19 protein-coding genes are annotated in these 23,893 nt (G+C 63.6%); 10 read left to right on the forward strand and 9 right to left on the reverse strand.

Annotated features, from left to right (window positions below):
* Positions 1 to 24: 24 nt before the first annotated feature.
* Positions 25 to 1,440: an FAD-binding oxidoreductase gene (locus tag C5J22_RS11085; RefSeq protein ID WP_105438270.1), complete on the reverse strand. Its 1,416-nt coding sequence runs from the start codon at positions 1,438 to 1,440 to the stop codon at positions 25 to 27.
* A 181-nt stretch (positions 1,441 to 1,621) separates the two neighbouring features.
* Positions 1,622 to 1,825 carry a hypothetical protein gene (locus C5J22_RS11090; RefSeq protein ID WP_105438271.1) on the reverse strand — a complete coding sequence of 68 codons (204 nt, stop codon included), beginning with the start codon at positions 1,823 to 1,825 and terminating at the stop codon, positions 1,622 to 1,624.
* Between the two features lie 355 nt (positions 1,826 to 2,180).
* Here C5J22_RS11090 and C5J22_RS11095 point away from each other — a divergent pair, with 355 nt between their 5' ends.
* A complete protein-coding gene (locus C5J22_RS11095; protein WP_105438272.1) occupies positions 2,181 to 3,017 on the forward strand; it encodes an NAD(P)-dependent oxidoreductase in 837 nt (278 codons plus the stop codon).
* Between the two features lie 88 nt (positions 3,018 to 3,105).
* Here C5J22_RS11095 and C5J22_RS11100 read toward each other — a convergent pair whose 3' ends face one another.
* Positions 3,106 to 6,309 carry an efflux RND transporter permease subunit gene (locus C5J22_RS11100; RefSeq protein WP_105438273.1) on the reverse strand — a complete coding sequence of 1,068 codons (3,204 nt, stop codon included), beginning with the start codon at positions 6,307 to 6,309 and terminating at the stop codon, positions 3,106 to 3,108.
* Complete coding sequence (locus C5J22_RS11105) at positions 6,306 to 7,547, reverse strand: efflux RND transporter periplasmic adaptor subunit (protein WP_105438274.1); 1,242 nt, start codon at positions 7,545 to 7,547, stop codon at positions 6,306 to 6,308. Before C5J22_RS11105 ends, C5J22_RS11100 begins: the two co-directional genes overlap by 4 nt.
* 278 nt (positions 7,548 to 7,825) lie before the next feature.
* On the opposite strand from C5J22_RS11105, the gene C5J22_RS11110 reads away from it, so the two are divergent.
* From C5J22_RS11110 to C5J22_RS11125, 4 genes are all read left to right on the forward strand, one after another.
* The gene (locus C5J22_RS11110; RefSeq protein WP_105438275.1) at positions 7,826 to 10,306 is read left to right on the forward strand and encodes an ATP-dependent helicase; all 2,481 of its coding nucleotides are present in this window, start codon (positions 7,826 to 7,828) and stop codon (positions 10,304 to 10,306) included.
* Between the two features lie 2 nt (positions 10,307 to 10,308).
* On the forward strand, positions 10,309 to 10,902 hold the full coding sequence (locus C5J22_RS11115; protein WP_172746593.1) for an AAA family ATPase: 594 nt from the start codon (positions 10,309 to 10,311) through the stop codon (positions 10,900 to 10,902).
* Between the two features lie 216 nt (positions 10,903 to 11,118).
* Entirely contained in the window at positions 11,119 to 12,120 is a 1,002-nt protein-coding gene (locus C5J22_RS11120; RefSeq protein WP_105438277.1) for an NAD(P)-dependent alcohol dehydrogenase, read from the forward strand.
* Between the two features lie 86 nt (positions 12,121 to 12,206).
* A complete protein-coding gene (locus C5J22_RS11125; RefSeq protein WP_105438278.1) occupies positions 12,207 to 13,352 on the forward strand; it encodes an amidohydrolase in 1,146 nt (381 codons plus the stop codon).
* A 51-nt stretch (positions 13,353 to 13,403) separates the two neighbouring features.
* Here C5J22_RS11125 and C5J22_RS11130 read toward each other — a convergent pair whose 3' ends face one another.
* Positions 13,404 to 14,783: a DUF2778 domain-containing protein gene (locus C5J22_RS11130; protein ID WP_245440346.1), complete on the reverse strand. Its 1,380-nt coding sequence runs from the start codon at positions 14,781 to 14,783 to the stop codon at positions 13,404 to 13,406.
* Positions 14,784 to 15,548: 765 nt separating this feature from the next.
* Between C5J22_RS11130 and pncA the strand changes: the two genes are divergently transcribed.
* The 3 genes from pncA (at position 15,549) to C5J22_RS11145 (ending at position 17,330) form a co-directional block, all read left to right on the forward strand.
* Entirely contained in the window at positions 15,549 to 16,175 is a 627-nt protein-coding gene (pncA, locus tag C5J22_RS11135) for a bifunctional nicotinamidase/pyrazinamidase (RefSeq protein ID WP_105438279.1), read from the forward strand.
* 119 nt (positions 16,176 to 16,294) lie between these two features.
* Complete coding sequence (locus tag C5J22_RS11140; RefSeq protein WP_105438280.1) at positions 16,295 to 17,014, forward strand: AzlC family ABC transporter permease; 720 nt, start codon at positions 16,295 to 16,297, stop codon at positions 17,012 to 17,014.
* A 1-nt stretch (position 17,015) separates the two neighbouring features.
* Positions 17,016 to 17,330: an AzlD family protein gene (locus C5J22_RS11145; RefSeq protein ID WP_105400796.1), complete on the forward strand. Its 315-nt coding sequence runs from the start codon at positions 17,016 to 17,018 to the stop codon at positions 17,328 to 17,330.
* Between the two features lie 15 nt (positions 17,331 to 17,345).
* Here the strand turns inward: C5J22_RS11145 and C5J22_RS11150 are convergent, their stop codons facing one another.
* Positions 17,346 to 19,178: an aminopeptidase P family protein gene (locus C5J22_RS11150; protein WP_105438281.1), complete on the reverse strand. Its 1,833-nt coding sequence runs from the start codon at positions 19,176 to 19,178 to the stop codon at positions 17,346 to 17,348.
* Positions 19,179 to 19,430: 252 nt separating this feature from the next.
* Here C5J22_RS11150 and C5J22_RS11155 point away from each other — a divergent pair, with 252 nt between their 5' ends.
* A complete protein-coding gene (locus tag C5J22_RS11155; RefSeq protein ID WP_172746594.1) occupies positions 19,431 to 19,604 on the forward strand; it encodes a hypothetical protein in 174 nt (57 codons plus the stop codon).
* Positions 19,605 to 19,814: 210 nt separating this feature from the next.
* Here C5J22_RS11155 and C5J22_RS11160 read toward each other — a convergent pair whose 3' ends face one another.
* From C5J22_RS11160 to C5J22_RS31135, 3 genes are all read right to left on the reverse strand, one after another.
* Positions 19,815 to 20,693, reverse strand: coding sequence for a 50S ribosomal protein L11 methyltransferase (locus C5J22_RS11160; RefSeq protein ID WP_105438283.1), 879 nt, complete (start codon positions 20,691 to 20,693; stop codon positions 19,815 to 19,817).
* Between the two features lie 77 nt (positions 20,694 to 20,770).
* Positions 20,771 to 21,370, reverse strand: coding sequence for an SCO family protein (locus C5J22_RS11165; protein ID WP_105438284.1), 600 nt, complete (start codon positions 21,368 to 21,370; stop codon positions 20,771 to 20,773).
* Positions 21,371 to 21,490: 120 nt separating this feature from the next.
* Positions 21,491 to 21,646 carry a hypothetical protein gene (locus C5J22_RS31135; RefSeq protein WP_172746595.1) on the reverse strand — a complete coding sequence of 52 codons (156 nt, stop codon included), beginning with the start codon at positions 21,644 to 21,646 and terminating at the stop codon, positions 21,491 to 21,493.
* A gap of 282 nt (positions 21,647 to 21,928) precedes the next feature.
* Here C5J22_RS31135 and C5J22_RS11170 point away from each other — a divergent pair, with 282 nt between their 5' ends.
* Positions 21,929 to 23,893 (forward strand): methyl-accepting chemotaxis protein, encoded by a 1,965-nt coding sequence (locus C5J22_RS11170; protein ID WP_105438285.1) that lies wholly within the window; start codon positions 21,929 to 21,931, stop codon positions 23,891 to 23,893.

The raw sequence follows: 23,893 nt of genomic DNA on the forward strand, positions 1-23,893 counted from the left end.
GCAAGTCAAGCTTGCGGGAGCATCTCATTCGGCAATCCTGAAGATCTTGCCCGGATTGAAGATATTATCCGGATCGAGGCCCCGCTTGATGGTCCGCATCAGGTCGACGGCGCCGCCCAGTTCCTCCTCGAGGAACGACATCTTGCCCTGGCCGACGCCATGCTCGCCGGTACAGGTTCCGTCCATCGAAAGTGCCCGGTGGTTGAGGCGAGCGATGAACGCTTCGACCTTCTCGACCGAGGCCGGGTCCTTGCCGTCGAAGAGCACCAGGACGTGGAAATTGCCGTCGCCCGCATGGCCGACGATCGGCGCCAGTAGGCCCTGTTCGGCAATATCGGCCTGGGTCTCGGCGACGCATTCGGCAAGCCGCGAGATCGGCACGCAGACGTCCGTCGACAGGCCGTCGAGTTCCGGCGCCAGCGCCCGGCTCGCCCAATAGGCGTTGTGCCGCGCATGCCACAGCTTTGCCCGCTCCTCGGCATTGGCGGTCCAGAGGAATTCGTCGCCGCCGCATTCCGTGGCAATCTCGGCAAACTGCGCCGACTGCAGCGCCACCGTTTCCTCGGTGCCGTGGAATTCCAGGAACAGCGTCGGCTTTTCCGGATAAGAGAGTTTCGAATAGGCATTGCAGGCCCGCATCTGCACGTCGTCCAGCAGTTCGATGCGGGCGACCGGGATGCCCATCTGGATGGTCATGATTACGGCGTCGCAGGCGGCCTTGACGCTCGGGAAGGCGCAGACGCCGCCGCCGATCTTTTCCGGAATGCCCTGCAGCCTCAACGTCACGGAGGTGATGACGCCGAGCGTGCCTTCCGAACCGACGAAGAGGCGGGTCAGATCGTAGCCGGCCGAGGACTTCCGGGCCCGCTGCGCGGTACGGATTTCCTCGCCGTCGGCGGTCACGACGGTCAGCGAGAGGACATTGTCCTTCATCGTGCCGTAGCGCACCGCATTGGTGCCGGACGCGCGGGTGGCGGTCATGCCGCCGACCGAGGCGTTGGCGCCGGGATCGATCGGGAAGAACAGGCCGGTGTCGCGAAGCTCGCGGTTCAGCTCCTCGCGGGTGATGCCGGGCTCCACCGTCACGTCGAGATCGGCCGAGCTGACGCGGAGCACCTTGTTCATGCGGCTGAAATCGATCGAGATGCCGCCTGAGGGCGCATTCACCTGGCCTTCGAGCGAGGAGCCGATGCCGAAAGGCACCACCGGCACGCGATGCTCGGCGCAGGCCCTGACCACGGCTTTGACGTCGCCGGCGCTCTCGACGAAGACGACGCCGTCCGGCAATTGCGCCGGCAGATAGGTCGTCGTGTGGGCATGCTGCTCGCGAAACGACTGGCCGGTCTGAAAACGTTCACCGAAGGATTGCTTGAGGATGCCGAGGACCGTCGAGATGCCCTCTTCGTTGCGAAGGCCTGCCTTCACATCCTTGATCGCCATGATCACTCTCCTCTTGTCTTTTCAAGGGATTGGTTAGGCGACGGGTCGGGTTTTGTCCAGCCGGAACAGCGGCAGACCGATCGCGCGGAGTCGGGCCTTGGCGATTTCGGATTTTTGTGTCGGACGGGGCGCTGAAAGCTGCCCCCCGACGAACTCGACATGAGGATGACGGACGCGGAACCTAGCCGGCTACGGCCACGCTCAGCCTCTGCTGTACCTGATCGACATTGCCGCGGACGTATACGGCCGTGGGCTTGCCGCCGGCGCTGGCAAGCGCGAGAGCGATGATGGTGACTTCCTCTTCGAAGGTCGTGACGTAAAGCACCTGCATGGGATTGATGTATACGGACTGGTTATGGGTATTCTTGAAGCCGATCAACGCCATACGTCTCTCCTTCTGCTGCGTGGCAACATTGCCATGCCATGCACAAGGTTGCCGCAAGTTTAACAGGCGCCGGTCACGGACGTCATGGGCACAAGAACCCTCAAAAGCGACCACCGCAAGGAGATATCCACGGCGAGCCTCCCGCGTCGGTAAGTCCTTCAGCTCCATCCCGGCAGGGGTTACAGGAGCCGGAGGCGAATCGCCGAAGTCGTCGTTGACCGAGGTGGAGGCAGGAGTTCCCTGATTCCGGCACACGGGCAGATCTTTTTCCCTCGGCGCCAAATAGTTCACCTGCAAGTCACCGATCGATGCTCTAGATCAGGTCCTGCCCTTATCAAGTTTCAGGAGATCAGCGATGGCGACAATTGCAATCATCGGCGCGGGTGCGATGGGGAGCGGGATCGGCCGGCAGTTGGCGGACGGCGGCGCCAAGGTATTGACCTATCTGGATGGCCGCTCGCCCGAGAGCCACGACCGGGCCAGAGCCGCCGGAATGGAGCCCGCCCCGCTCGAAGACATCATCGGGGCTGAGATCGTTCTATCGATCGTCCCGCCCGGCGAGGCGATCGGCGTCGCGGAACGTCTGTCGGCGGCGATCGGAGAGCGCTCGACCCCGGTGACGTTCATCGATTGCAACGCGATCTCGCCCGACACGATGCGCCAGGTTGCAGCCGTCTTCAGGCCCGGCCAGGCGAACGTGCTGGACGGCTCGATCATCGGCCTGCCGCCGCAGCCGGGAAAAGCCGGACCAAAACTCTATATCAGCGGTGACGGGGCGGACAGAAGCGCCGTTCTCGCCGGGCACGGGCTTCACGTCCGCCGGATCGAGGGCGCCGTCGGCGCAGCCTCGGCGCTGAAGATGTGTTATGCTGGCATCAACAAGGGCGTCACCGGCCTCGGCACCGCCATGCTTCTCGCCGCCATCGGATCGGGCGCCGACCAGAGCCTCAGGCGGGAGATGGCCGAAAGCAACCCCGACCTCGATCGGAAACTCTCGGGCGCCATTCCGGACATGTATGCGAAAGCCTATCGCTGGGTGGCGGAGATGGAGGAAATCGCCGCATTCCTCGGTGAAGACGATCCGGCCTCGCTGATCTTCAAGGGAATGGCGGGCGTGTTTCAGAAGATGGCCGACGACCGCGCCGGCAGCGGCGCGCTTGCAGGCCAGCTCAACGACCTGCTCGGCCGGTAGGCGGTCGAAATCTCGACACTATCCTGCCTGTCCCCGGATCGGGTCCGAGGACAGCGGCTATGGAAGGGACAGGTCTTCTCTCCGCCCATCACTCGGCGGCGAGCAGCTGTTCCTCTTTTTCCTTCTCGTTATCCTGCTTCTCCTGCCCGCCGCGCGAGGCATGCGCCAGTTCCTCATGGAACCGCGCTTCCTCGTGCATATGCGGCTTGGCGAAGCCGGCGATCAGAAGATAGGCGACCGGGGTGATGAACAGCGTCACGATGACCGCGAAGCCGAGACCGCCGACGATGACCCAGCCGAGCGCGATACGCGCTTCCGCACCAGCGCCCTGGGCCAGCAGCAGCGGCACGCCGCCGATGACGGTGGCGATCATCGTCATCATCACCGGGCGCAGGCGCATGGCGCAGGCGGTTTCGATCGCCTCGCGCACGCTGGTGCCGCGGTCCCGCAGCTGATTGGCGAATTCGACGATCAGGATACCGTTCTTCGCCATGACACCGACCAGCAGCACGAGACCGATCTGGCTGTAGACGTTGAGGCTCGATCCGGTCAGCACCAGCGCGATGGCGGCACAGGCAAGACCGAGCGGCACGGTCGACATGATGATGATAGACGACAGCACGCTTTCGAACTGCGCCGCCAGCACCAGGAAGATGATCGCGATCGCAAAACCGAAGGTCATCAGCATGGCATTGGAGTTTTCGCCGAGCGTCTTCGCTTCCGCCATCGGAACCAAGCGAACGCCCGCCGGCAGGAACGGCTGGGCGATTGCGGAGACTTCCCTGACCGCATCGCCGAGCGCCACGCCGTCGCGCAGGTTGGACGAGATCGAGACAGAGGCAAGCTGTTCCTCGCGGTTGAGCTGCGGCGCCACCGCGCCTTCCTTCAAGGTCGCGATCGTCGACATCGGCACGATCTTGCCGTCGCCGGTCTTGAGGAAGATGTTCTCAAGATCGGTCGGATCGTCGATCGGTCTTGTGGTCGAGGTGAGCTTGACGGGCAACGCATCGCCGTTGACGAAGACGTCGACGACCGAGCGGCCCTCGAGCAGCGACTGCATGGCGGTCGACAGGCCGGTGATGTCGATGCCGAGGTCGGAGGCCCGCTCGCGGTCGATCGCGACGGAAAGCTGCGCCTGGGTCGGCTCGTTGGTGAGACGCGGCGTATCGAAGAACCGGGCGCCTTCGCTTTCCATATGCGACACGAGCTTCAGTGCCGTCGAGGTCAGGACGTCGTAGTCGTTGCCGACCAGGGCCATCTGCAGGCCGTTGCCGGCGCCGCGGATCTTCAGGCTGTTCGCCTGCATGGTGAAGCCGCGCAGGGCCGGAACCCTCAGCGCCGCGGCGTTAACGTCCGCGGCGATCTGGTCCTGCGTGCGGCTGCGCTCGCCCCAGGGCGCCAGCGTCAGAACCATGAAGCCGCTATTGGTGTTGCTGCCGAAACCCGAGATCGAGAAGACATTGGTGATCTCGCCGGAATCGCGCAGCGACTTCAGGTTCTCTTCGACGCGCTGCATCTGGTCGCGGGTATAATCGAGGCTGACGCCCTGCGGCGTCGTCAGGCGCAGCATGATCGTGGCGCGGTCCTCGCGCGGCGTCAGCTCGCTCTTGACCAGGCCGAAGACATTGTAGGCGGCTATCGAGAAGACCACCGACACGACGATGACGACCAGCGGTGCATTGAGGCAGAACCGCAGCGACGAAGCATAGACCCTGGCGAACCCGTTGCCGAAGGCGCCGAGGAGACCGTGGTCCTCCTTCATCGGCTTGGTCAGCATGCGCGACGCAAGCATCGGGCAGAGCGTCAGGGCGGTGACCGACGACAGCGCCACCGAGAAGGCGAGCACGAAGCCGAATTCCTTGAACAGGCCGCCGATCTGGCCGGGCAGGAAGGACAGCGGAATGAAGACGGCGGCAAGCGTCGCCGTGGTCGCGATGACGGCGAAGAAAACTTCCTGGGTGCCGAGCACGGCCGCGGCGCGCGGACCCATGCCTTCCGCTCGTCGCCGGACGATGTTTTCGAGCACGACGATCGCGTCGTCGACGACGAGACCGGTCGCCAGGACGATCGCCAGCAGGGTCAGGATGTTGATCGAGAAACCGACGAGGTAGATCGCCACCAGCGTGCCGATCAGCGCCACCGGCATGGTGATCGCCGGGATCAGCGTGGCGCGCCAGTCACGCAGGAAGAGGTAGATGACCACGACGACGACCGCGGCCGAGAGCATCAACGCGATCTCGACCTCGTGCAGCGCGCCTTGGATGAAGATCGCGTCGTCGCCGGTGATGGCGATGCGGGTGCCTTCCGGCAGCGCCTTCTGCATCTCAGCGACGGCGGCCTTGACACCTTCGGAAATGTTGAGCGTGTTCGACTGCGCCTGGCGGATGATGCCGAGGCCGACGCCCTGCACGCCGTTGGCGCGCAGCACCGTCGTGCCGTCATCCGGACCGAGTGCCACGGTCGCCACGTCGCGGACGCGGACATTTGGGCCGATCAGGACGTTTTCGAAATCCTGCGGCGTGGTGAGGTTGGCGGTGGCGCGAACGACGATATCCTGGGTCGTGCTCTTCAGCGAGCCGGCCGGAACGTCGAGCGCCGCGCTCGACAGCGCATTGGAGACGTCGGCAACGGTCAGGCCGCGGCCGGCCAGGGCGGACTGGTTGACATCGACGCGGAACACCTTGTCCTGATCGCCGTAAAGTTCGACGTCCGCGACACCTTCGACGGCGGCAAGCCGGTCGACCACCTCGTTGTTGACGAGCTGGGTGAGGTCTTCCATCGACATGTTCGATGACGTGACCGCAAGGCGCATAATGGCGTCGGAATCGGCGTCCGCCTTGACGATGCGCGGTTCGTCGGCATCGTCCGGTAGCTGGTTGACGACGCGGCCGACCGCATCGCGCACGTCGTTTGCGGCCTCCGACAGATCGACGCTGTCGGAAAACTCCATCGTCACGCGGCTGGAGCCGAACTGCGACTGCGAGGACAGAGCCTTGAGGCCGGAGACGCGCGCGACGGCGCCCTCGATCACCTGGGTGACTTCTTGGTCCATCGTCTGCGGTGAGGCGCCGTCGTAATTGGTGCGCACGGTGATGACCGGCTGGTCGACGTCGGGAAGTTCGCGCACCTCGACGCCGGCGAGGGCCGCAAGACCCGCAACGACCAGCAGCGTGTTCAGAACCGCGGCAAGGATCGGCCGGCGGACGAAGAGGGCGGTAAAGCTCTGCGCGGATTTCTCCGCCTCGGCCTTCCCCTCGTCGTCATGGCCAACGCCTGGGAGTTCGATCTTCATTGGCGCGCCACCTCAGCCGTTTCCGGCGCGCCCAAGATCCGGACCGGAGCCCCTTCCCTCACACGCTGCAGACCTTCGGTCACGATCCTGTCGCCCTCTTTGAGCTCGCCGCCCACGAGGACCGCGTCGGGGTTGCGCTGGACGACGCGCACCCGGGTCTTGACGGACTTGTTGTCCCTGACCTGCCAGACATACGAACCTTCGCCGTCCCACTGGATGGCGAGCGGATCGACCGCCGGATATCGTTCGCCGGCAAAGCGCATGCCGACGTTGAAGGCCATGCCGGCGCGCAGCACATCGCCCGGATTTTCGACCCGGGCGCGGATGCGCATCGTGCGGCTTGCCGGATCGATGCGGTTGTCGATCGCCTCGACCTTGCCGGAAAAGACCTGGCCCGGACGGGCGATCGAGCTCGCCTCGACCGGCTGGCTCGGCTCGATCGCAACCGCGAAACGCTCCGGCGCCCAGAAGTCGACCAGAATGGCCGTGCGGTCGTCGATCGTCACGATATTGGTCTGGGTGGTGACGTTGTCGCCGATATTGACCGCGACGATGCCGGCAATGCCGTCGATCGGGGCGGCGATATCGCGGCGCCTGAGATTGAGTTCGGCGGTGGAGAGTGCGAGTTTTGCGGCCTGTTCGGCGATCTGCGCATCGAAAACGTCGAGGCGCGAGAACGACTGCAGGTTCTTGTAGGAAGCGGATTTTTCCTGGGCGCTGGCCAGCGCCACCCGCGCCTTGTCGCGCTCGATCGTCTGCTCTTCGTCATCGAGGCGGGCGAGAACCTGGCCCTTGGTGACCTTTTGGCCCGACGTCACCATGATCTCGTTGATGGTACCGGAAGCCTGCGGCATGACGACGACCGACTGGATGGCCTGACCGCTGCCGATCGCCGAGAGGCGGTCGTTGACGGTGCCGATCGCGACCGGCTGAGCAACGACGAGGGTCGCCCGGTTGCCACCCTGGCCCCCGCCCTGGGCACCACCCTGGCCGCCTGCCCCGCGCTGCCCATTCTGCGCAGCGCCCTCGCCTTGCGGACGCGCCGCAGCATTGCCGTTTGCACCCGCTGGAGCCGGTGCGGGCTGGGCTGCGGTTCTCGGAATGACGGCGGCGATCACTTCACCGGGAACGCCCATCTTTGTCAGGGTTCCGCCGGCGCTCGGCACCAGGTAGACCCACAGGCCGAGCGCTCCGGCCAGGACTACGATACAGAGCAGAAGCTGTTTCCAAATCCGCATTCAATTCTCCGATGGCGGCACCAGGAGGCCATAATTGCTCGGGAGTATCCTTTTTTGCGGGTGCTCACGCAATGGGTGTTCGGCAACCTTACAAAAATGTAACCTCACGAAATTTCACGCATATGTTAGATCGGAGGCATACATATACTCCTAAAATCGCCGCTTTCGCAGTGGGCAACCGGCGGCCTCTTCACAATTTGGCCTTGCCTTGTGTGAACAGTCGGAATGAAAGCAGAACATTTTCTGGTCTTTCAGGTCCGAATCACTACATTGGCCGCATGACGAACAGTTTCGACGACATTCCGTTCTTCGACGAAGAACCTGAGCAGGCGCAGCGCAAGGGCCCGGCCCCCGCCCTGGCGCAGCCGGCCGGAAACGGCGGCCTCGGCATCGCCGCGCGCGCCATGGCGGCCCGCGACCAGCACCGGGCGCCCGACTATCTCGCAGGCCTCAACCCGGAACAGCGCGAAGCGGTCGAGACGCTCGACGGCCCGGTCCTCGTGCTCGCGGGCGCGGGCACGGGCAAGACGCGGGTGCTGACCACCCGCATCGCCCACATCCTCGCGACCGGCCGGGCCTTCCCTTCGCAGATCCTTGCCGTCACCTTCACCAACAAGGCAGCGCGCGAGATGAAGGAACGCGTCGGCGTTCTGGTCGGCGGCGCGGTCGAGGGCATGCCCTGGATGGGCACCTTCCACTCGATCGGCGTGAAACTGCTGCGCCGCCATGCGGAACTCGCCGGCCTTCGCTCCGACTTCACCATCCTCGATACCGACGACGTGGTGCGGCTGATCAAGCAGCTCATCCAGGCCGAGGGGCTGGACGACAAGCGCTGGCCGGCAAAACAGTTCGCCGGCATGATCGACACCTGGAAGAACAAGGGCCTGACGCCGCCGGACATTGCCGAAGGCGACGCCCGTGCGTTTGCCAACGGCAAGGGCCGCGAGCTCTACGCCGCCTACCAGGCGCGGCTTCGCACGCTGAACGCCTGCGATTTCGGCGATCTTCTGCTGCATCCGATCGCGATCCTCCGCAAGAACCCGGATCTTCTCAAGGAATATCACGGCAAGTTCCGCTACATCCTCGTCGACGAGTACCAGGACACCAACACGGCCCAGTACATGTGGCTGCGGCTGCTTGCACAGCGGCCGAAGGACGTTCCCCAGAACGTCTGCTGCGTCGGCGACGACGACCAGTCGATCTATGGCTGGCGCGGCGCGGAAGTCGACAACATCCTGCGCTTCGAGAAGGATTTTCCGGGCGCCAAGGTGATCAAGCTGGAGCGCAACTACCGCTCCACCGAACACATCCTCGGCGCCGCCGGCCATCTGATCGCCCATAACGAGGGCCGCCTCGGCAAGACCCTGTTCACCGACCGCTCCGACCCCGACGACGAGAAAGTCGTGGTACATGCAGCCTGGGATTCGGAAGAGGAAGCGCGCGCCGTCGGCGAGGAGATCGAGAACCTCCAGCGCGGCAAGCACAAGCTCAACGACATGGCGATCCTGGTGCGCGCCTCGTTCCAGATGCGCGAGTTCGAAGACCGGTTCGTGACACTAGGCCTCAACTACCGCGTCATCGGCGGCCCGCGCTTCTACGAGCGGCTCGAAATCCGCGACGCCATGGCCTATTTCCGCATGGTCTGCCAGCCCTCCGACGACCTCGCCTTCGAGCGGATCATCAACACCCCGAAGCGTGGCCTCGGCGACACGACCGTGCGCTACCTGCACGACTATGCCCGCGCCCGCGACATCCCCATGCTGCAGGCGGCGGCCGACCTCATCGAGACGGACGAGATGAAGCCGAAGGCGCGCAAGGCGCTGTTCGACGTGGTCACCGACTTCCGCCGCTGGCAGGGCCTGCTCGAAAACACGCTCCACACCACGCTTGCCGAGCAGATCCTCGACGAGAGCGGCTATACCGCCATGTGGCAGAACGACAAATCGGCGGAAGCGCCGGGACGGCTGGAAAACCTCAAGGAACTGGTCCGTTCCATGGAAGCCTTCGAGAGCATGCGCGGTTTCCTCGAACACGTCTCGCTGGTCATGGATGCCGAGAACAACGAAAACCTCGACGCCGTGTCGATCATGACGCTGCATTCGGCCAAGGGCCTGGAATTCGACACCGTCTTCCTGCCCGGCTGGGAGGAAGGCCTGTTTCCGCACCAGCGGGCGCTCGACGAGGGCGGCCGTTCAGGGCTGGAAGAAGAACGCCGCCTCGCCTATGTCGGCCTGACGCGCGCCAAACACCGCTGCCACATCTGGTTCGTCTCGAACCGCCGCATCCACGGCCTCTGGCAGTCGACCATGCCGTCGCGCTTCCTCGATGAACTACCGGCAGCCCATGTGGACGTCGCAGCCTCAGACAGCAATTACGGCGGTTATGGCGGGCGCGGCGGCTACGGCCAGTCGCGTTTCGACAAGGCCGAGCCCTTCGCCAACAATTATTCCACACCCGGCTGGAAGCGCGCCCAGGCCAACAAGACCGACGCCACCCGCGACAACTGGGGCACCCGCTCCGGCCACGCCGTGGAACGCATCGGCTACGGCGAAAGCGGCCCGCGCACCCGCACGATCGACGGCGAACTGGTGGCCAAATCGGTCGCCGACAAGCCCTCGCAATTTTCGGTCGGCGACCGGGTGTTTCACGTCAAGTTCGGCAACGGCAACATCTCGGCGATCGAGGGCAACAAGCTGACGATCGAGTTTGATCGGGCCGGAGAGAAGCGGGTGCTGGACGGGTTTGTGGAGCGGGTGTGAGCTTGGACGTTGCTGCAGGGCCTGACGACCAGATCGAAATCCTGCTGCTGACCGGGCCTGCGGGCGTCGGCAAGTCTACTCTTTCCTGGGAGATCTCCGCTCGCCTCGCCGAGGCCGGTATTGCGCATGCGGCGATCGAAAGCGACGAACTGGACCGGATATTCCCGCGCCCTTCGCGCCAGGACCTGGAGCGGCTCTCTCCCGGCACGATCGATGTCAGCGCCCTCATCCTCAAGGCGATATGGTCAACTTACAAGGAGCTGGGGAGCAAGCGCCTGATCCTGTCGGGCGTCATGATGCACCTGGATTTCGACAGAAGGTGGATCACGTCGGCGATACCCGGCGCCAGGTTCACTGTCGTTCGCCTGATGGCAACGGAAGAGAACATTGCCAGCAGATTGGCTCGGCGAGAAACTGAAGGAAGCATGGAGGATCAACTCGAACGTTCTCTCCGGCAGATGAACCGCATGGCGACCGAAACGGGTAAGGATATTCTTTACATAAATACCGACGGACGCACCGCTTCCGAGATTACAGACGACGTTTTAGCCAGGATAGACTGGCTAAAACTACAAAATCGGACTGAAATCTCCTAGGTCTGCTTGGCTACCAGAGCAGCCACATATTCCCGCAACGTCACCCTCCCTCGCCCCACCGCATCCGCGCCGGGCTTACGATTGGACGGCCGCCTGCGAGAAACCGAGCGACCGATACGCTTCTTCCCATTGTCCGGCGGACAGTCAACCTTGTCAGCCTCCCTGTCTCCCGCTACCTCAAGCACCGGAGCTTTGGAATTTTTAAGGGAGGAACTCATGAAAGCCATCGTCACGGCCCCTGGCGGGCTCGATGCCCTGAAGCTCGTCGATCTGCCGGATCCCGGCAAGCCGGGCCGGGGCGAGATCCGGGTGGCGCTGCATGCGAGCTCGATCAATTTCCATGACCTGAGCGTCGCAAGCGGCAGGACGCCGACCGATGGGCGGGTGCTGATGGCGGACGGTGCCGGCGTGGTCGAGGAGGTCGGCGAAGGGGTGATCGAGTTCAAGCCGGGCGACCATGTGGTCTCCTGCTTCTTTCCGGACTGGCAGGATGGTCCGCCGCTGCCGGGCGGTTTTTCGCGCACGCCGGGCGACGGGATCGACGGGTTCGCAACGGAATACGCGGTACGGCCCGCTGCCGCATTCACGCTCGCTCCAACAGGGTTCAGCCATGTGGAGGCGGCAACGATCACCACGGCCGGCCTGACCGCCTGGCGAGCGCTGGTCGAGCTCGGGCGACTGAAGGCCGGCGAGACGGTGCTGGCGCTCGGCACGGGCGGCGTCTCCATCTACGCGCTGCAGATCGCGAGAGCCATGGGCGCGCGGGTGGCGATCACCTCCTCCTCCAACGACAAGCTGGAGCGGGCGAGAAAGCTCGGTGCCGAGTTTACGGTGAATTACAAGGACCACACCGACTGGGGCAAGCAGGTCTTCGACTGGACCGACGGCCGCGGCGTCGATCACGTGGTGGAAGTCGGCGGCCCGGCGACGCTCGGCCAGTCCATCCAGGCGGTGAAGATGGGTGGCCATATCGCCATGATCGGCGTGCTGACCGGCGCGCGCGGCGAAGTGCCGACCGCGGCGCTGATGGGCAAGCAGGCGGTTCTGTCGGGCATTCTGGTCGGCAGCCGCCGGCAGCAGCAGGATTTCGTCCGGGCGCTCGATACGGGGCTGGTCCGGCCGGTAATCGACAGGATCTTTCCGCTCGAAAAACTCGCCGACGCGTTTCGCTATGAGATGAGCGGCGGCCATTTCGGCAAGATCGGCATCGACTGGTGACACGCCAAGGGGCAGAGGTTTTCCTTGCGGAGAACCCCTGCCCCGGTTACCTCGAAAACCAGACCCGGCCCTCAGGGAGCAGCCCCATGTTTCTCACCAATCAGGATGTCATCGAACTCACCGCCTGGCGGCGCAAGCTGCATTCCATGCCGGAGATTTCCAGCGAGGAGATCGCGACGGCCGCGGAGGTGCAAGGGTTCCTCGCCGATACGGTGCCCGACCGGGTTGTTACAGGGCTTGGGGGCACCGGCGTCGCGGTCGTCTATGACAGCGGGCTTCCCGGCCCGACCGTCCTGTTCCGCGCCGAGCTGGATGCGCTGCCGATCGAGGAAGTCGGCTCGCCCGATCATCGCTCGAAAATCCCCGGCAGGGGCCATATGTGCGGGCATGACGGCCATATGACCATGCTCGCGGCGCTTGGGCGGCAGTTCGGCCGCGAAAGGCCGAAGCGCGGCCGCGTCATCCTGATGTTCCAGCCGGCCGAAGAGACCGGCGCCGGCGCCGCGGCGGTCGTCGCCGACGAGAAATTCAAGGAACTGGTACCGGATTACAGTTTTTCGCTGCACAACATGCCAGGCCTGCCGCTCGGCCATGCCTGGCTGAAGGACGGGATCGTCAACTGCGCCTCGCGCGGCCTGCGGATCTCGCTGACCGGGCGCACGGCGCATGCCTCCATGCCGGAGACGGGCATCTCGCCGGTACCTGCGGTCGCAACGCTGATGCCGGCGCTGACCGCCCTGAGCCAGGGCTCGATCGCAACCGGCGACATGGTGCTGGCAACGGTGACGCATGCCTCGGTCGGCGAACCCGCATTCGGCATCGCCCCCGGCCATGCCGAAGTCTGGGTGACGCTGCGCACGATGACCGACAGCCAGATGGAAGCGCTGACGACCAGGGCCGAGGGCCTGGTCCGAGAGATCGCAGCAGCTGGCAATCTCCGATGCGAGATGGATTATCACGACATCTTCGGCCATTGCGAAAACCATGCCGAAGCCGCAGAGATGCTGCGGGCGGCGATGGATGCCGAAGGCGTTCCCCATGATGTCGGTGAAGCGATGCGCGGTTCGGAGGATTTCGGACGATTCGCGACGGTGTCGAAATCGGCAATGTTCTTCCTCGGCGCCGGCGAAGACATGCCGAACCTGCACAATCCGAACTACGATTTTCCTGATGACCTGATCCCGGTCGGCACGAAGATCTTCATGCGCGTGGCGCGGGATATTCTCGGCTGAGATCTTGAACGGGTGACGCCTTCATGCGGCGTCACCGTCATCCAGTCGCGATCACGCGTCACTGTTGCCGAACAGCTTGGCCATGAATCCGCCATCGGTGCCCCGTCCGGGGCGCTTGCCGTCCCATTTGGGCACGATCACCATATGGGTGATGTCGCCGCGCTGGAAAGCCTTCAGGAACTTGTCGTAATCGGCGAAGGCGACGCAGCCGTGCGAATCGCCGCGCACCCGGAGCAGGAAGCTGTGGGCAAGCAGGCCGGTGCGGCCCTGCGGTGCCTTGCCATCGACCGGCGTCAGGCGGATCGCGGCGACGCCGTGGAACAGCTTTTCGCGCATCGACAGCTTATATGTGCCGGGCGGCGTCGGGCCACGCATCGTCACATGGGTGTATTTCGGGTTGTCGCGCATTTTGCCGATGCCGGAATGCGCCTCGAGCTTGGAGCCGTTCGGCATATAGACCATGCCGCCGGAAATATCGTAGACGGCCACTTTCGTGCCGATGCCGGGCCAGGCCGGCGCCGATTGCGACGGGCGGGTCGGCGCCTCGCGCATCGGATTGTCGGGCTTGGCAAAGGCCAGCGCGGTCGGCTTGTCGTCGCCGTCATCCGTCTTGGCGGGCTTTTGCGGCGCGACAGCGGCGATGGCCGCAAGGGCTGCCGGCTTGGCGGGTTTGTCGGCGGCGGAACCCGGACGGATCACCGGCAGCGGACCGGCCTTCGGCAGATCATAGGAAGGCACTGCGGGAACGGTCGCCTCGACCGCCGCGACCTCGCTCTCGTCGGCACCGTCTTCTTCCAGGGCAGTTTCTTCGAGCGCCGCCATCTCGACCGGCTTCATGTCCTTGAGCCCGGCAACGGTGGTGACCGTCTCGGCATCCTGAATCATATCCGGCAAGGCGCCGCTCGCCGAGCGGGGCGCCACGACCACGAGGCTTTCCATCGCAGGGCCGAGCACCGCGCGGATGGCATTGGCGTCCGGACGGGCTTTTTCGAGCGCGGCAAACCGCTGTTCGTGTTCCTGATGCCGGGCGGCTTTAGCCATCGCCACGGTCAGCACCCGGCTGACATTCGAAAGATCCGGCTTGCGGGCTTCGAGGGCGGCCACATCGGCGCCAGCCAGGCGATTGCCCTTTGGATCGGCCGGCGCACTGCCCGGAAGGCGGGAGAATTTCGAAACGTCGATCTCGCGTTCACGCGTTGTGGCAGCGGGGACGGCAAGAGCGATCGGTTTTGCCAACGCCGTCTCGAACTTCACATCGGAAGCCGACTTCACCGCGGTCGCCATGGTAACCATCGACGCACCCATCAGGGCGGCGACCGTCAGGCCGAAACCGACCATGACATTGACCAGGAGAGAGCGGGATTTTTTGCGGCATTGCGGAACTTTGCCTGCCTGCCTGCCATTTACCGACGTCTGGACCGAACGCGCCATCACTCGTTACCCGAACCGTTACTCACACCGGCGGGCATCGCTTCCACGAGACCACCAACACAACCCTGGCGAGCGCTGAGCAAACGAAGATTTTGCTCACTGCCGCCTATCGACTGCATGTGAGGATGAACGATTATGGTAACCAATGTCTTTACGCCGCCCCGATTTGGTTTCGGTGGTGCACATAAAAGCGCATGCCGTCGGAAGTTTAACCGAATTGCGGCAACAGGGTGTCCGCCCCGCGCCCGATTGAGGCCAGTCAAGCCAACGACCGTTGCTGTTTAGCCACAAAATCCAAGTCTTTCAAGGCTTGTCAGAATTTTTATACCATTTCTCTCTCGGCGCGCCGCCGGCCCTCGGACACATATTCCGACAGCGGCGCCTTGACGACGTCCATGACCGCCCGCACCCGAGGTGTATACCGAAGCCTTTCAGAGTGGTCGGACAGGTCTCTGCAGCAGGCGAAATCTTGGGGTAAAAACAGTAGATCAAGTCCTTATGGACGGTCGCCGCGAGCTCGAGAACAGTCCAATCCTGAGCTCGCTGTGAATGCTCGACAGCGTTGTAGAGACTGAGTTCCGCCGCACCATGATGGGCCTCTCGGGGGAGTTTTCCGCCCCCACAAAAACAGCCGGATGATTCTTGATCCTGGATGGATGGAGATCGACAGAACTCCGTTGACTGCTGCACTGCAAAACATATCGGCCTTGATCCTGCCGCCCGCCCTTGGCATCCTCCGATAATCCAGGATTCGGAGGACAACCGATGAAAGCGCTGCTCCTGATCGACATCCAGAACGGTTTTTGCCCGGGCGGCAACCTGCCCGTGGCGCACGGCGACGAGATCGTGCCGATCGCAAACCAGCTGATCGAAGGCGGCGGTTATGATGTCATCGTCGCCTCGCAGGACTGGCACCCCGAAAACCACGGCAGTTTTGCCTCCCGGCATCCGGGCAAGAAGCCGTTCGATATGGGCGAGCTGTCCGGCCAGCCGCAGGTCATGTGGCCGGATCATTGCGTGCAGGGCACGCCGGATGCGGAGTTCCACCCGGACCTTAACGTCGAGGCCATCGACTATATCCAGCAGAAAGGCGAGAACCCTGCCGTCGACAGCTACTCCGCATTCCGCGACAACGACCAGGCCGCAACGACCGGCCTTGCCGGCTACCTGAGAGCCCAGCAGGTGACCGAACTCGATCTCTGCGGGCTTGCGACCGATTATTGCGTGAAATTTTCCGCTCTCGACGCCGTGGAAATGCTGCCGGGCGTAAAGGTGCGTTTCATCGAGGACGCCAGCCGTGGCATCGATCCGGAAGGCGTAAAGAGCGCCATCGCCGAGATGAAAGCAAAAGGCGTCGGCATCGTTTCGAGCAAGGAGATCCTCGCCGACTGATCGCCGGCACCGGGACCAGCCGGGCCTGATAGTTCAGCGGAATCGATCGTTCCATCAGCCCAATTGAATTGCGCGAGGTCCCGCAGGGCTCTAAAGCCGATGCGAAAAGGATTTCTTCGATGAATCGCAGCGAATTCAACCAGGGTCTGAAGGGCGGCCTTATCATTGCCCTGTCCGCGGCGCCCTTCGCAATGCTGTTCGGCGCCGTGGCAAGCGACAACGGCCTCTCGGTCATGGAAGCGGGCCTGATGAGCGCGACCGTCTATGCCGGCGCCAGCCAGCTCGTCGGCATCGAACTTTTCGGCCACCAGGTGGCGCCGTGGCTGATCGTGCTCTCCGTCTTCGCCGTGAATTTCCGCCATATCCTCTATTCGGCGGCGCTGACCCGATACATTACCCATTTCACGCCGGTCCAGAAATTCTTCACCTTCTTCGTGCTGACCGACCCGCAATTCGCGGAGGCCGTGAAACGCGGCGAAAGCGGCCGGGGCGTCAGTTTCCCGTGGTATATCGGCTTCGGCGCCGCGATCTATTTCCCCTGGCTGTTTTTCAGCGTCGTCGGCGCGTTTTTCGGGCGGATGATGGGCGATCCGCGTGCGCTTGCGATCGACGTGCTGCTGCCGGTCTATTTCCTCGGGCTGGTCATCGGCTTTCGCAGCAAGCCGGGCTTCTATCCGGTGGTGGTGGCGAGCGCGCTCGGCTCCGTGCTCGGCTATCATTTCGTAGGCTCGCCCTGGCATGTCAGCATCGGTGCCGCGGTCGGCGTGGTCGTTGCCGCTTTCCTGCCGCTGTCCACTGATTCCGTGCCGGCGGACGCCGCCACCGAGATGGAGAGCTGACATGACCGACCTGATCTCCGTGGATATGGCTCTGCTGATATTGGCCGCAGCGGCCGCGACATTCCTCACCCGTATCGGCGGTTATGTGCTGATCACCCGGATGAAGACGATCCCGCCGCGCATGGAGCAGGCTCTCAACGCCGTGCCGGCAGCGGTCCTGACCACGCTCGTCGCCCCCGCCTTCTTCAACGGCGGCTGGGACGTCAAGATCGCCATGCTGGCGGCACTCGTGGTTGGGGTCCGGTATCCGGGCCTCCTGCTGCTCGGCGCCGGCTGGGCGGCAGCGATGATCTGCCGCCACCTCCTGGGTTTCTGATTAAAGGCGCCGGCTTCAGGAAAGCGGCTCCGTCGCCTTCACCAGCCAGGTCTTGACCGCGTCGTCCTCGATCAGCGGCAGCAGCTTTTCGCGCACGGCCGCGTGGTAGCCGTTCAGCCAGGCGAGCTCCTCGGCGGTCATCAGGTCGGGCAGCACGAGGCGGCGGTCGATCGGGCACCAAGTCAGCGTCTCGAAGGCAAGCATCGGCTGGTCGCCGCCGTCGATCTCTTCCGCTCCGGTCACATAAATCAGGTTTTCGATGCGGATGCCGAAGGAGCCGGGACGGTAATAACCGGGCTCGTTGGACAGGATCATGCCGGGCAGCAGTTCCTGGGTCGCCAGCCGCGAGATCCGCTGCGGCCCTTCATGGACGGAGAGGTATGAGCCGACGCCGTGGCCGGTGCCATGCGCATAATCGCCGCCGGCCTTCCAGAGCGCGATGCGGGCGAGCGGATCGAGATCGCAGCCGCGCGTGCCCTTGGGGAAACGCGCCGTGCTGATGCCGATCATGCCCTTCAGCACCAGGGTGAAGAAACGCTTGTGCTCTTCCGGAACAGAACCGACCGCGACCGTGCGGGTGATGTCGGTCGTGCCGTTGACATATTGCGCCCCCGAATCGATCAGGAAAAGCTCGCCCGCCTCGAGCTTGCGGTTCGTCTCGGTCGTTACCCTATAGTGGATGACCGCACCGTGCTCGCCGGCGCCGGAGATCGTCTCGAAGGAAATGTCCTTCAGCGGGTTCTGTATGTTCTGTCCGACGCGGGCACGGGTCGCCTCCAGCGCCTTGACCGCGTCGATTTCGGTGATCGTGCCGGGCGCCTGGGCGTCGAGCCAGCAGAGATATTCGACCATCGCCGCGCCATCCTGCAGATGCGCCTTGGCCGAGCCGTCGAGCTCCTCGCGGTTCTTGCAGGCGCGCGGCAGTTTTGCCGGATCGGAAGCCTCGACCACCTCGCCGCCGGCGGCCGTAATAGCCTTGGTGAGCGCCAGCGGCGTCAGCTCTGGGTCGATAAGGATCTTCGCGCCATCCGCCGAGAAGGCCGCAAGCCGCGCGAGGAATTCCGAAGGCGGACGCTGGACGGCGATCTGGGCCAGATAGGCAGCCTGCTCGATAGCGGTCTTCATCTGGTCGAGAAAAATCTCGGCCTTGCCCTCCGCCGGAATGATGGCGCGCGACAACGGATAGGGCGTGTGCGGCACGTCGTCACCGCGGATGTTGAATATCCAGGCAACCGAAGTCGGATCGGCGACGACCACCGCGGCAGCCCCCTTCTCCTTTACCTGGCTCGCAATCGAGGCAATCTTCTCGCCCGCCAGCGTACCGGCATGCTCCTGTTTCTGGATCGAGACGGCGCCGAGCGGCTCGGCTGGCCGATCGGTCCAGATCGCGTCGAGCGGATTGCCGTCGAGCAGCACCAGCGAACCGCCGATCTCGGCAAGCGCCTTTTCCAGCCGGCGGACTTCCGCCCCCGCATGCAGCCACGGATCGATGCCGAGTCGGAAACCTTTCGCGCCGTGGCGCGGCAGCCAGACATGCGGCGGTTCGTTGACGAGATCGCCGGCGGTAAAGACCGAGCCATCCACCTGTTCGGCAAGCTGGGTGACGTAACGTCCGTCGACGAAAACGATAGCCTCCCGTTGAGTCACGAGCGCCATGCCGGCCGATCCGGTGAAGCCGGTGAGCCAGGACAGGCGCTCGGCCGAGGCCGGCACGTACTCGCCCTGATATTCGTCGGCACGGGGGACGAGAAAACCGTCAATGCCGAGATCGGCGAATTTCGCCCTGAGCGCGCTGACGCGATCGCGGCCGAACTGCGGGGCGGACTTCACTTCGAAGGACTGGAACATGAGGTTGTTTTCCGGGCTGCCTGATTCCGAGAGGTCGGACCATGTTAGCCGATCTTCGACGGACATTGCCAGACGGGCCGGATGAGCGGCGATTGTGCATCTGCTCAACAGGTCTGGCGCGGATTTGGCCGTCCTATGCAACAAACGCATACCACCAATGAGAGAAGCCCTCTCACTGTGCGGTGCAGCAATCGCTATATTCACTTCATCGAACGGGCGCCGAACAAGGCCCGTGTCAAAAGGATCGCTTCCATGGCCAACTCTTTCTTCCGCAATGCCTTCAACCGCGTGGTCGAAGCTCGCGAGCGTCAGGTTGCCCGTTACGTCAACGGCGCCCTGCTGAACCTCGACGAGGAAACGCTGAAGGGCCTCGGCACCAGCCGCGAAGAACTGCGCCGCAAGGGCGCCCAAAGCTACGTATTCTAAGCTACGTATCCCGATCATACGGCCGGCGCGGGCTCTCCTCCCTCACCCGCCCCGGCTTTCAGGATACGAGGCCCGCTCGAGCAGATCCTCCCTCACGCTCGCGGGTTGATCAGTCTCAGAACTGATCGCAAGGCGGCACCACTGGTGTCGCCTTTTTGCTGTCTGCACCAGAAGCCATGCAAATAACTCAATGCTGCATTGCGAAACAGATCACCGGCTGCGCAGATGGATCGTCACCCAGCCATTGCGCCAGATGGTGCGGACATGGGCGAGATGGACGCCGCTATAGGCGGCCAGCACCTTCCAGCGCTGTCCGGCCAGGATGCCGGACAGGATCACCGAACCGCCCGGCGCCAGATGTGCCGCCAACTGCGGCGCCATCTTCATCAGCGGCCGCGCGAGAATGTTGGCGATGATCAGGTCGAACGGTCCCTCCCGATCGAACGCAGGCGAATGAAATCCCGGCGCCGTCTCCAGGCGGATGCCGGTGGCGATGCCGTTGCGGCGGACGTTTTCACGGGCCACCCGCACTGCGACCGGGTCGATATCGGTCGCCAGAACCGGGATATTGCGCAGCTTGCGCACGGCGAGCGCCAGCACGCCGCTTCCGGTTCCGAGATCGAGCGCGTTGCGGACGGGTCTCGCGCGCATCACATCCTCGATCACTTCGAGGCAGCCGGCGGTGGTGCCGTGATGGCCGGTGCCGAAGGCCTGGCCCGCATCGATCTCGATGGCGATGTCGTTGACCTTGACCTTGTCGCGGTCATGCGAGCCATGGACGATGAACCGCCCGGCCCTCACCGGCTTCAGCCCCTCCAGCGACTTGGCGATCCAGTCGATGTCCGGAATGACTTCCCTCTGGATTTCCAGAGCGGGAAAGGCCCGGGCGAGACCCTCGGCGACACGCTCGCGCACCATCTCCTCGTCATCCGCCATCATGTAGACGGAGGCTTCCCAGATATCCTTCTTCTCATCGACTTCGGTGGTGGCGATGGCGAAATCCTCTTCGCCGAAAACCTCCGACAGGATATCGAGGATCTCGGCCGCACCTTTTTCGGTGGACGTGACGTAAAGGCGGATTTCGCTCAAGGAAACGGTCTCTCAGCTATTGATCGGTGGCGGAGAGGATTGCCACAGAAGCTGTGTCCGCTTCAACGTCAAACGTATCAGCCCTTGATCAGATTTTCGAGCTTCTTGATCGCGACCTCCGGGTTTTCGCCGTAGGCAATGGTGCCGGCGAAGCGGCCGCCATCGTCGAGCAGGAATACCGACGCCGTGTGATCCATGGTGTAGTCGCCGTTCGGATCCTTTTCGTCGACCGGCACCTTCTTGAAATAGACCTTGAACCCCTTGGCCATCTCCTGGACCTTGGCCGGCGGGCCGGAAATGCCCTTCACCCGGTCGGTGACATTGGAAACGTACTGGCCGAGCAGTTCAGGACTGTCGCGCTCCGGATCGATGCTGACGAAATATCCGTTGAGCTTGGTGCCGTCCGGATCGACCTTGCGCAGCCAGCCGTTGAGCTCGAAAAGCGTCGTGGGGCAGACTTCCGGGCAATGGGTGAAGCCGAAAAACAGCGCCGTCGGCTTGTCTTGGAAGGCCTTTTCGGTGATTGGCTGGCCATTCTGGGCGACGAGCTGGAACGGCACGCCGAACGGACCCTCGGCAAGCTGCTGTTTCGAACGCGTCAATGTCAGCGTCAGTGCCACCAGCACGCCCGCCAACGCAACGACGGCGACCCACAGAACAATTCGGAAGCTCTTCATCGGTATCTCTTCAGCTCAGGCCCGGTTGACGGAGCGATAGACCCGAGCCGGCGGCCGCGCAATTCAAGAAGTCGTTTTCGAAAGAAATCGCGCTGATTTGTCTCAACGACAAGGCAGTGGTCAAAAACACCAGGAAAGACCGGCTTCATCGAGCGTCAGCAGGATGGATGAGCCGAACCGGAGCCAGCCGTAAAAGGCGATGCCGCCGAGCCCGAGCAAGAGCAGGCTCAGGGCGGTAATCAGCGGCAGGCGGTAACTGTCGACAGTGCTATCCATGCTGTTCAATCTACAACCTTTTCCGGCTCCTTGGAAGGCGGGCACAACCTCCAAACAAGCTTAGCGTAAGATTAATACCTGTCTGAGATTTTATAAAGGCGAAGGTGGTTCACGAATCGTTGCGGCAAATGGGAGTGAGATGCGACACGCATCGCACCGAGGGCCGCGATATCGTGAGGACCCCCAAAGACATGACGTCGCCGATATCGGCTCGCTCCCTGTTTCCATCTCTATCCGAAAGCCTGCCGGACCTTGTCCGGTGCCGGGAGGAATTTCAACAGCATGACGGCAGAACCCATTCGCAAGACGCTATCGGTCAATCACCGGCTATGGACGCTGGCAGGATCCGCCTTTGCCGGTATCGGCGCCATGTTGTTTGTCGGCTGGTACGAGGGCCGCCAGGTCGACGAAGCGCTGCAGCGCGCCACCGAGATCCAGGAGCATGTGGATACGGTCAACGGCATGCGCATCGCCAACCTGGAGCTCGTCCTGGCAGCGATGGACACGATCGTCGACCGCGACGACAAACGCGTCGAGCCCGCCCGGCTGAAGGCGATGGCAGACTCTATCGACAAGTTGAAAAGCTCTTCGGGCGATCTGAAGAAACTCGCGACTGCCATGGGCAATCCGGGCCTCGTCGCAGGTTTTGAAACGGATCTCGCGGCCGTTTCCAGCGCAATCCAGATCGATCTCAGGAAAATGGTCGAAACCGGCGCGCCCGACGACGCCTATGATAAGATCGACGACGTCATCGACGGCGCTGGCGAACGGCTTGGCACAGCTCTCGAGGCAGCAGCCGTCGCAGGCGAAAAGCTTGTCAGCAATCGCGTCCAGGAGGCGAACACGCTTTCCTCGACTTCGCTCTATGTGCAGCTCGGCTGCGGCCTGATCGCACTGGTCGTCATGGCGATCCTGCAGAGCGTTCATGGCGGCGCAATCCGGCGCGGCATCGACGGGGTTCGCGCCAGCATGCAGCGGATCATCGGTGGCGACTACAAGACCGCCGTGCCCGGCATCGACCGCGGCGACGAAATCGGCGAGATGGCGCGCGCCACCGATATCTTCCGGCTTGCAGCCGTCGAGCGTCAGACCCTGGAAAACAGCCTGGACGACGAACGCCGCCGCAACGAAACCCAACGGCAGGCGAGCGAATCGGAACAGAAGGCCGAAGCCCAGGCGCTCCAGTTTGCCGTCGATTCGCTTGCGAGCGCGCTCAACCGTCTCTCCGGAGGCGACCTCGCAGCCGCCCTCGAGCGTCCCTTCCGCGGAGATCTCGAGCGCCTGCGCACCGACTTCAACCGGGTCGTCGAGCGCCTGCGCCACATCATGACCGAGGTCGCCAACAGCTCCAGCTCCATCGGCGCCAATGCCAACCAGATGCGCTCCGCTGCCGACGACCTGGCGAAGCGGACCGAGAAGCAGGCCGCCTCGCTCGAAGAAACATCCGCAGCCCTCGAAGAAATCACGGCGACCGTACGCAACGCCACCAGCCGCGCCGAGGAAGCGACGCAGATGGTGAGCGATGCCAAGGACTACACCGAGAAGTCGTCCGGCGTGGTTCGCGATGCAACGGCCGCCATGGGGCGGATCGAGGACGCGACCGCCGAAATCGGCAAGATCATCAACGTCATCGACGAAATCGCCTTCCAGACCAACCTGCTGGCCCTCAACGCCGGGGTCGAGGCGGCCCGCGCAGGCGAGGCCGGCAAGGGTTTTGCGGTCGTCGCCCAGGAAGTGCGCGAGCTCGCCGGACGCGCTGCTGGTGCGGCCAAGGACATCAAGGCACTGGTCACCCGTTCCAACCACGAGGTCAAGACCGGCGTAGACCTGGTGAAGGCGACGGGCGACGCCCTGAGCCGGATCGGCGACGACGTGCTGAAAATCAACGATCACGTTCACGCGATTTTCACTTCTGCGCGCGAACAATCAACCGGACTAACCGAGATCAACATGGCGATCGGCCAGATGGACCAATCAACGCAACAGAATGCCGCAATGGTGGAGCAGAGCACTGCTGCCAGCCATTCGCTGGCCAGCGATGCCGAAAACCTGAACAAGCTGATCGGCCATTTCCAGATCCGTGGAGGCAATGGCCCTCGCGCCGTCGAGGCTGCGAGCGCTTCCACGCCACCCAAACCATCGCCCGCACTGAACTTGATGAACAAGCTCGCGGGAGCCTTCAGCAACAGCCCCACCTCCGCCAAGCCGAAGGCCGTGGGATCCTCAGACAAATGGGAAGAGTTCTGA

This window comes from Neorhizobium sp. T25_13 (assembly GCF_002968675.1).
Classification (GTDB): domain Bacteria; phylum Pseudomonadota; class Alphaproteobacteria; order Rhizobiales; family Rhizobiaceae; genus Neorhizobium; species Neorhizobium tomejilense.

Bases quoted from the DNA above. Each gene is read 5' to 3' on its own strand.
- C5J22_RS11130 (WP_245440346.1), bottom strand. From the start codon at position 14,783: ATGGCGCGTTCGGTCCAGACGTCGGTAAATGGCAGGCAGGCAGGCAAA.
- C5J22_RS11145 (WP_105400796.1), top strand. From the start codon at position 17,016: ATGACCGACCTGATCTCCGTGGATATGGCTCTGCTGATATTGGCCGCA.
- C5J22_RS11120 (WP_105438277.1), top strand. From the start codon at position 11,119: ATGAAAGCCATCGTCACGGCCCCTGGCGGGCTCGATGCCCTGAAGCTC.
- C5J22_RS11105 (WP_105438274.1), bottom strand. From the start codon at position 7,547: ATGCGGATTTGGAAACAGCTTCTGCTCTGTATCGTAGTCCTGGCCGGA.
- C5J22_RS11140 (WP_105438280.1), top strand. From the start codon at position 16,295: ATGAATCGCAGCGAATTCAACCAGGGTCTGAAGGGCGGCCTTATCATT.
- C5J22_RS11095 (WP_105438272.1), top strand. From the start codon at position 2,181: ATGGCGACAATTGCAATCATCGGCGCGGGTGCGATGGGGAGCGGGATC.
- C5J22_RS11090 (WP_105438271.1), bottom strand. From the start codon at position 1,825: ATGGCGTTGATCGGCTTCAAGAATACCCATAACCAGTCCGTATACATC.
- C5J22_RS11110 (WP_105438275.1), top strand. From the start codon at position 7,826: ATGACGAACAGTTTCGACGACATTCCGTTCTTCGACGAAGAACCTGAG.
- pncA (WP_105438279.1), top strand. From the start codon at position 15,549: ATGAAAGCGCTGCTCCTGATCGACATCCAGAACGGTTTTTGCCCGGGC.
- C5J22_RS11125 (WP_105438278.1), top strand. From the start codon at position 12,207: ATGTTTCTCACCAATCAGGATGTCATCGAACTCACCGCCTGGCGGCGC.
- C5J22_RS11170 (WP_105438285.1), top strand. From the start codon at position 21,929: ATGACGGCAGAACCCATTCGCAAGACGCTATCGGTCAATCACCGGCTA.
- C5J22_RS11085 (WP_105438270.1), bottom strand. From the start codon at position 1,440: ATGGCGATCAAGGATGTGAAGGCAGGCCTTCGCAACGAAGAGGGCATC.
- C5J22_RS11155 (WP_172746594.1), top strand. From the start codon at position 19,431: ATGGCCAACTCTTTCTTCCGCAATGCCTTCAACCGCGTGGTCGAAGCT.
- C5J22_RS11100 (WP_105438273.1), bottom strand. From the start codon at position 6,309: ATGAAGATCGAACTCCCAGGCGTTGGCCATGACGACGAGGGGAAGGCC.
- C5J22_RS11150 (WP_105438281.1), bottom strand. From the start codon at position 19,178: ATGTTCCAGTCCTTCGAAGTGAAGTCCGCCCCGCAGTTCGGCCGCGAT.
- C5J22_RS31135 (WP_172746595.1), bottom strand. From the start codon at position 21,646: ATGGATAGCACTGTCGACAGTTACCGCCTGCCGCTGATTACCGCCCTG.
- C5J22_RS11165 (WP_105438284.1), bottom strand. From the start codon at position 21,370: ATGAAGAGCTTCCGAATTGTTCTGTGGGTCGCCGTCGTTGCGTTGGCG.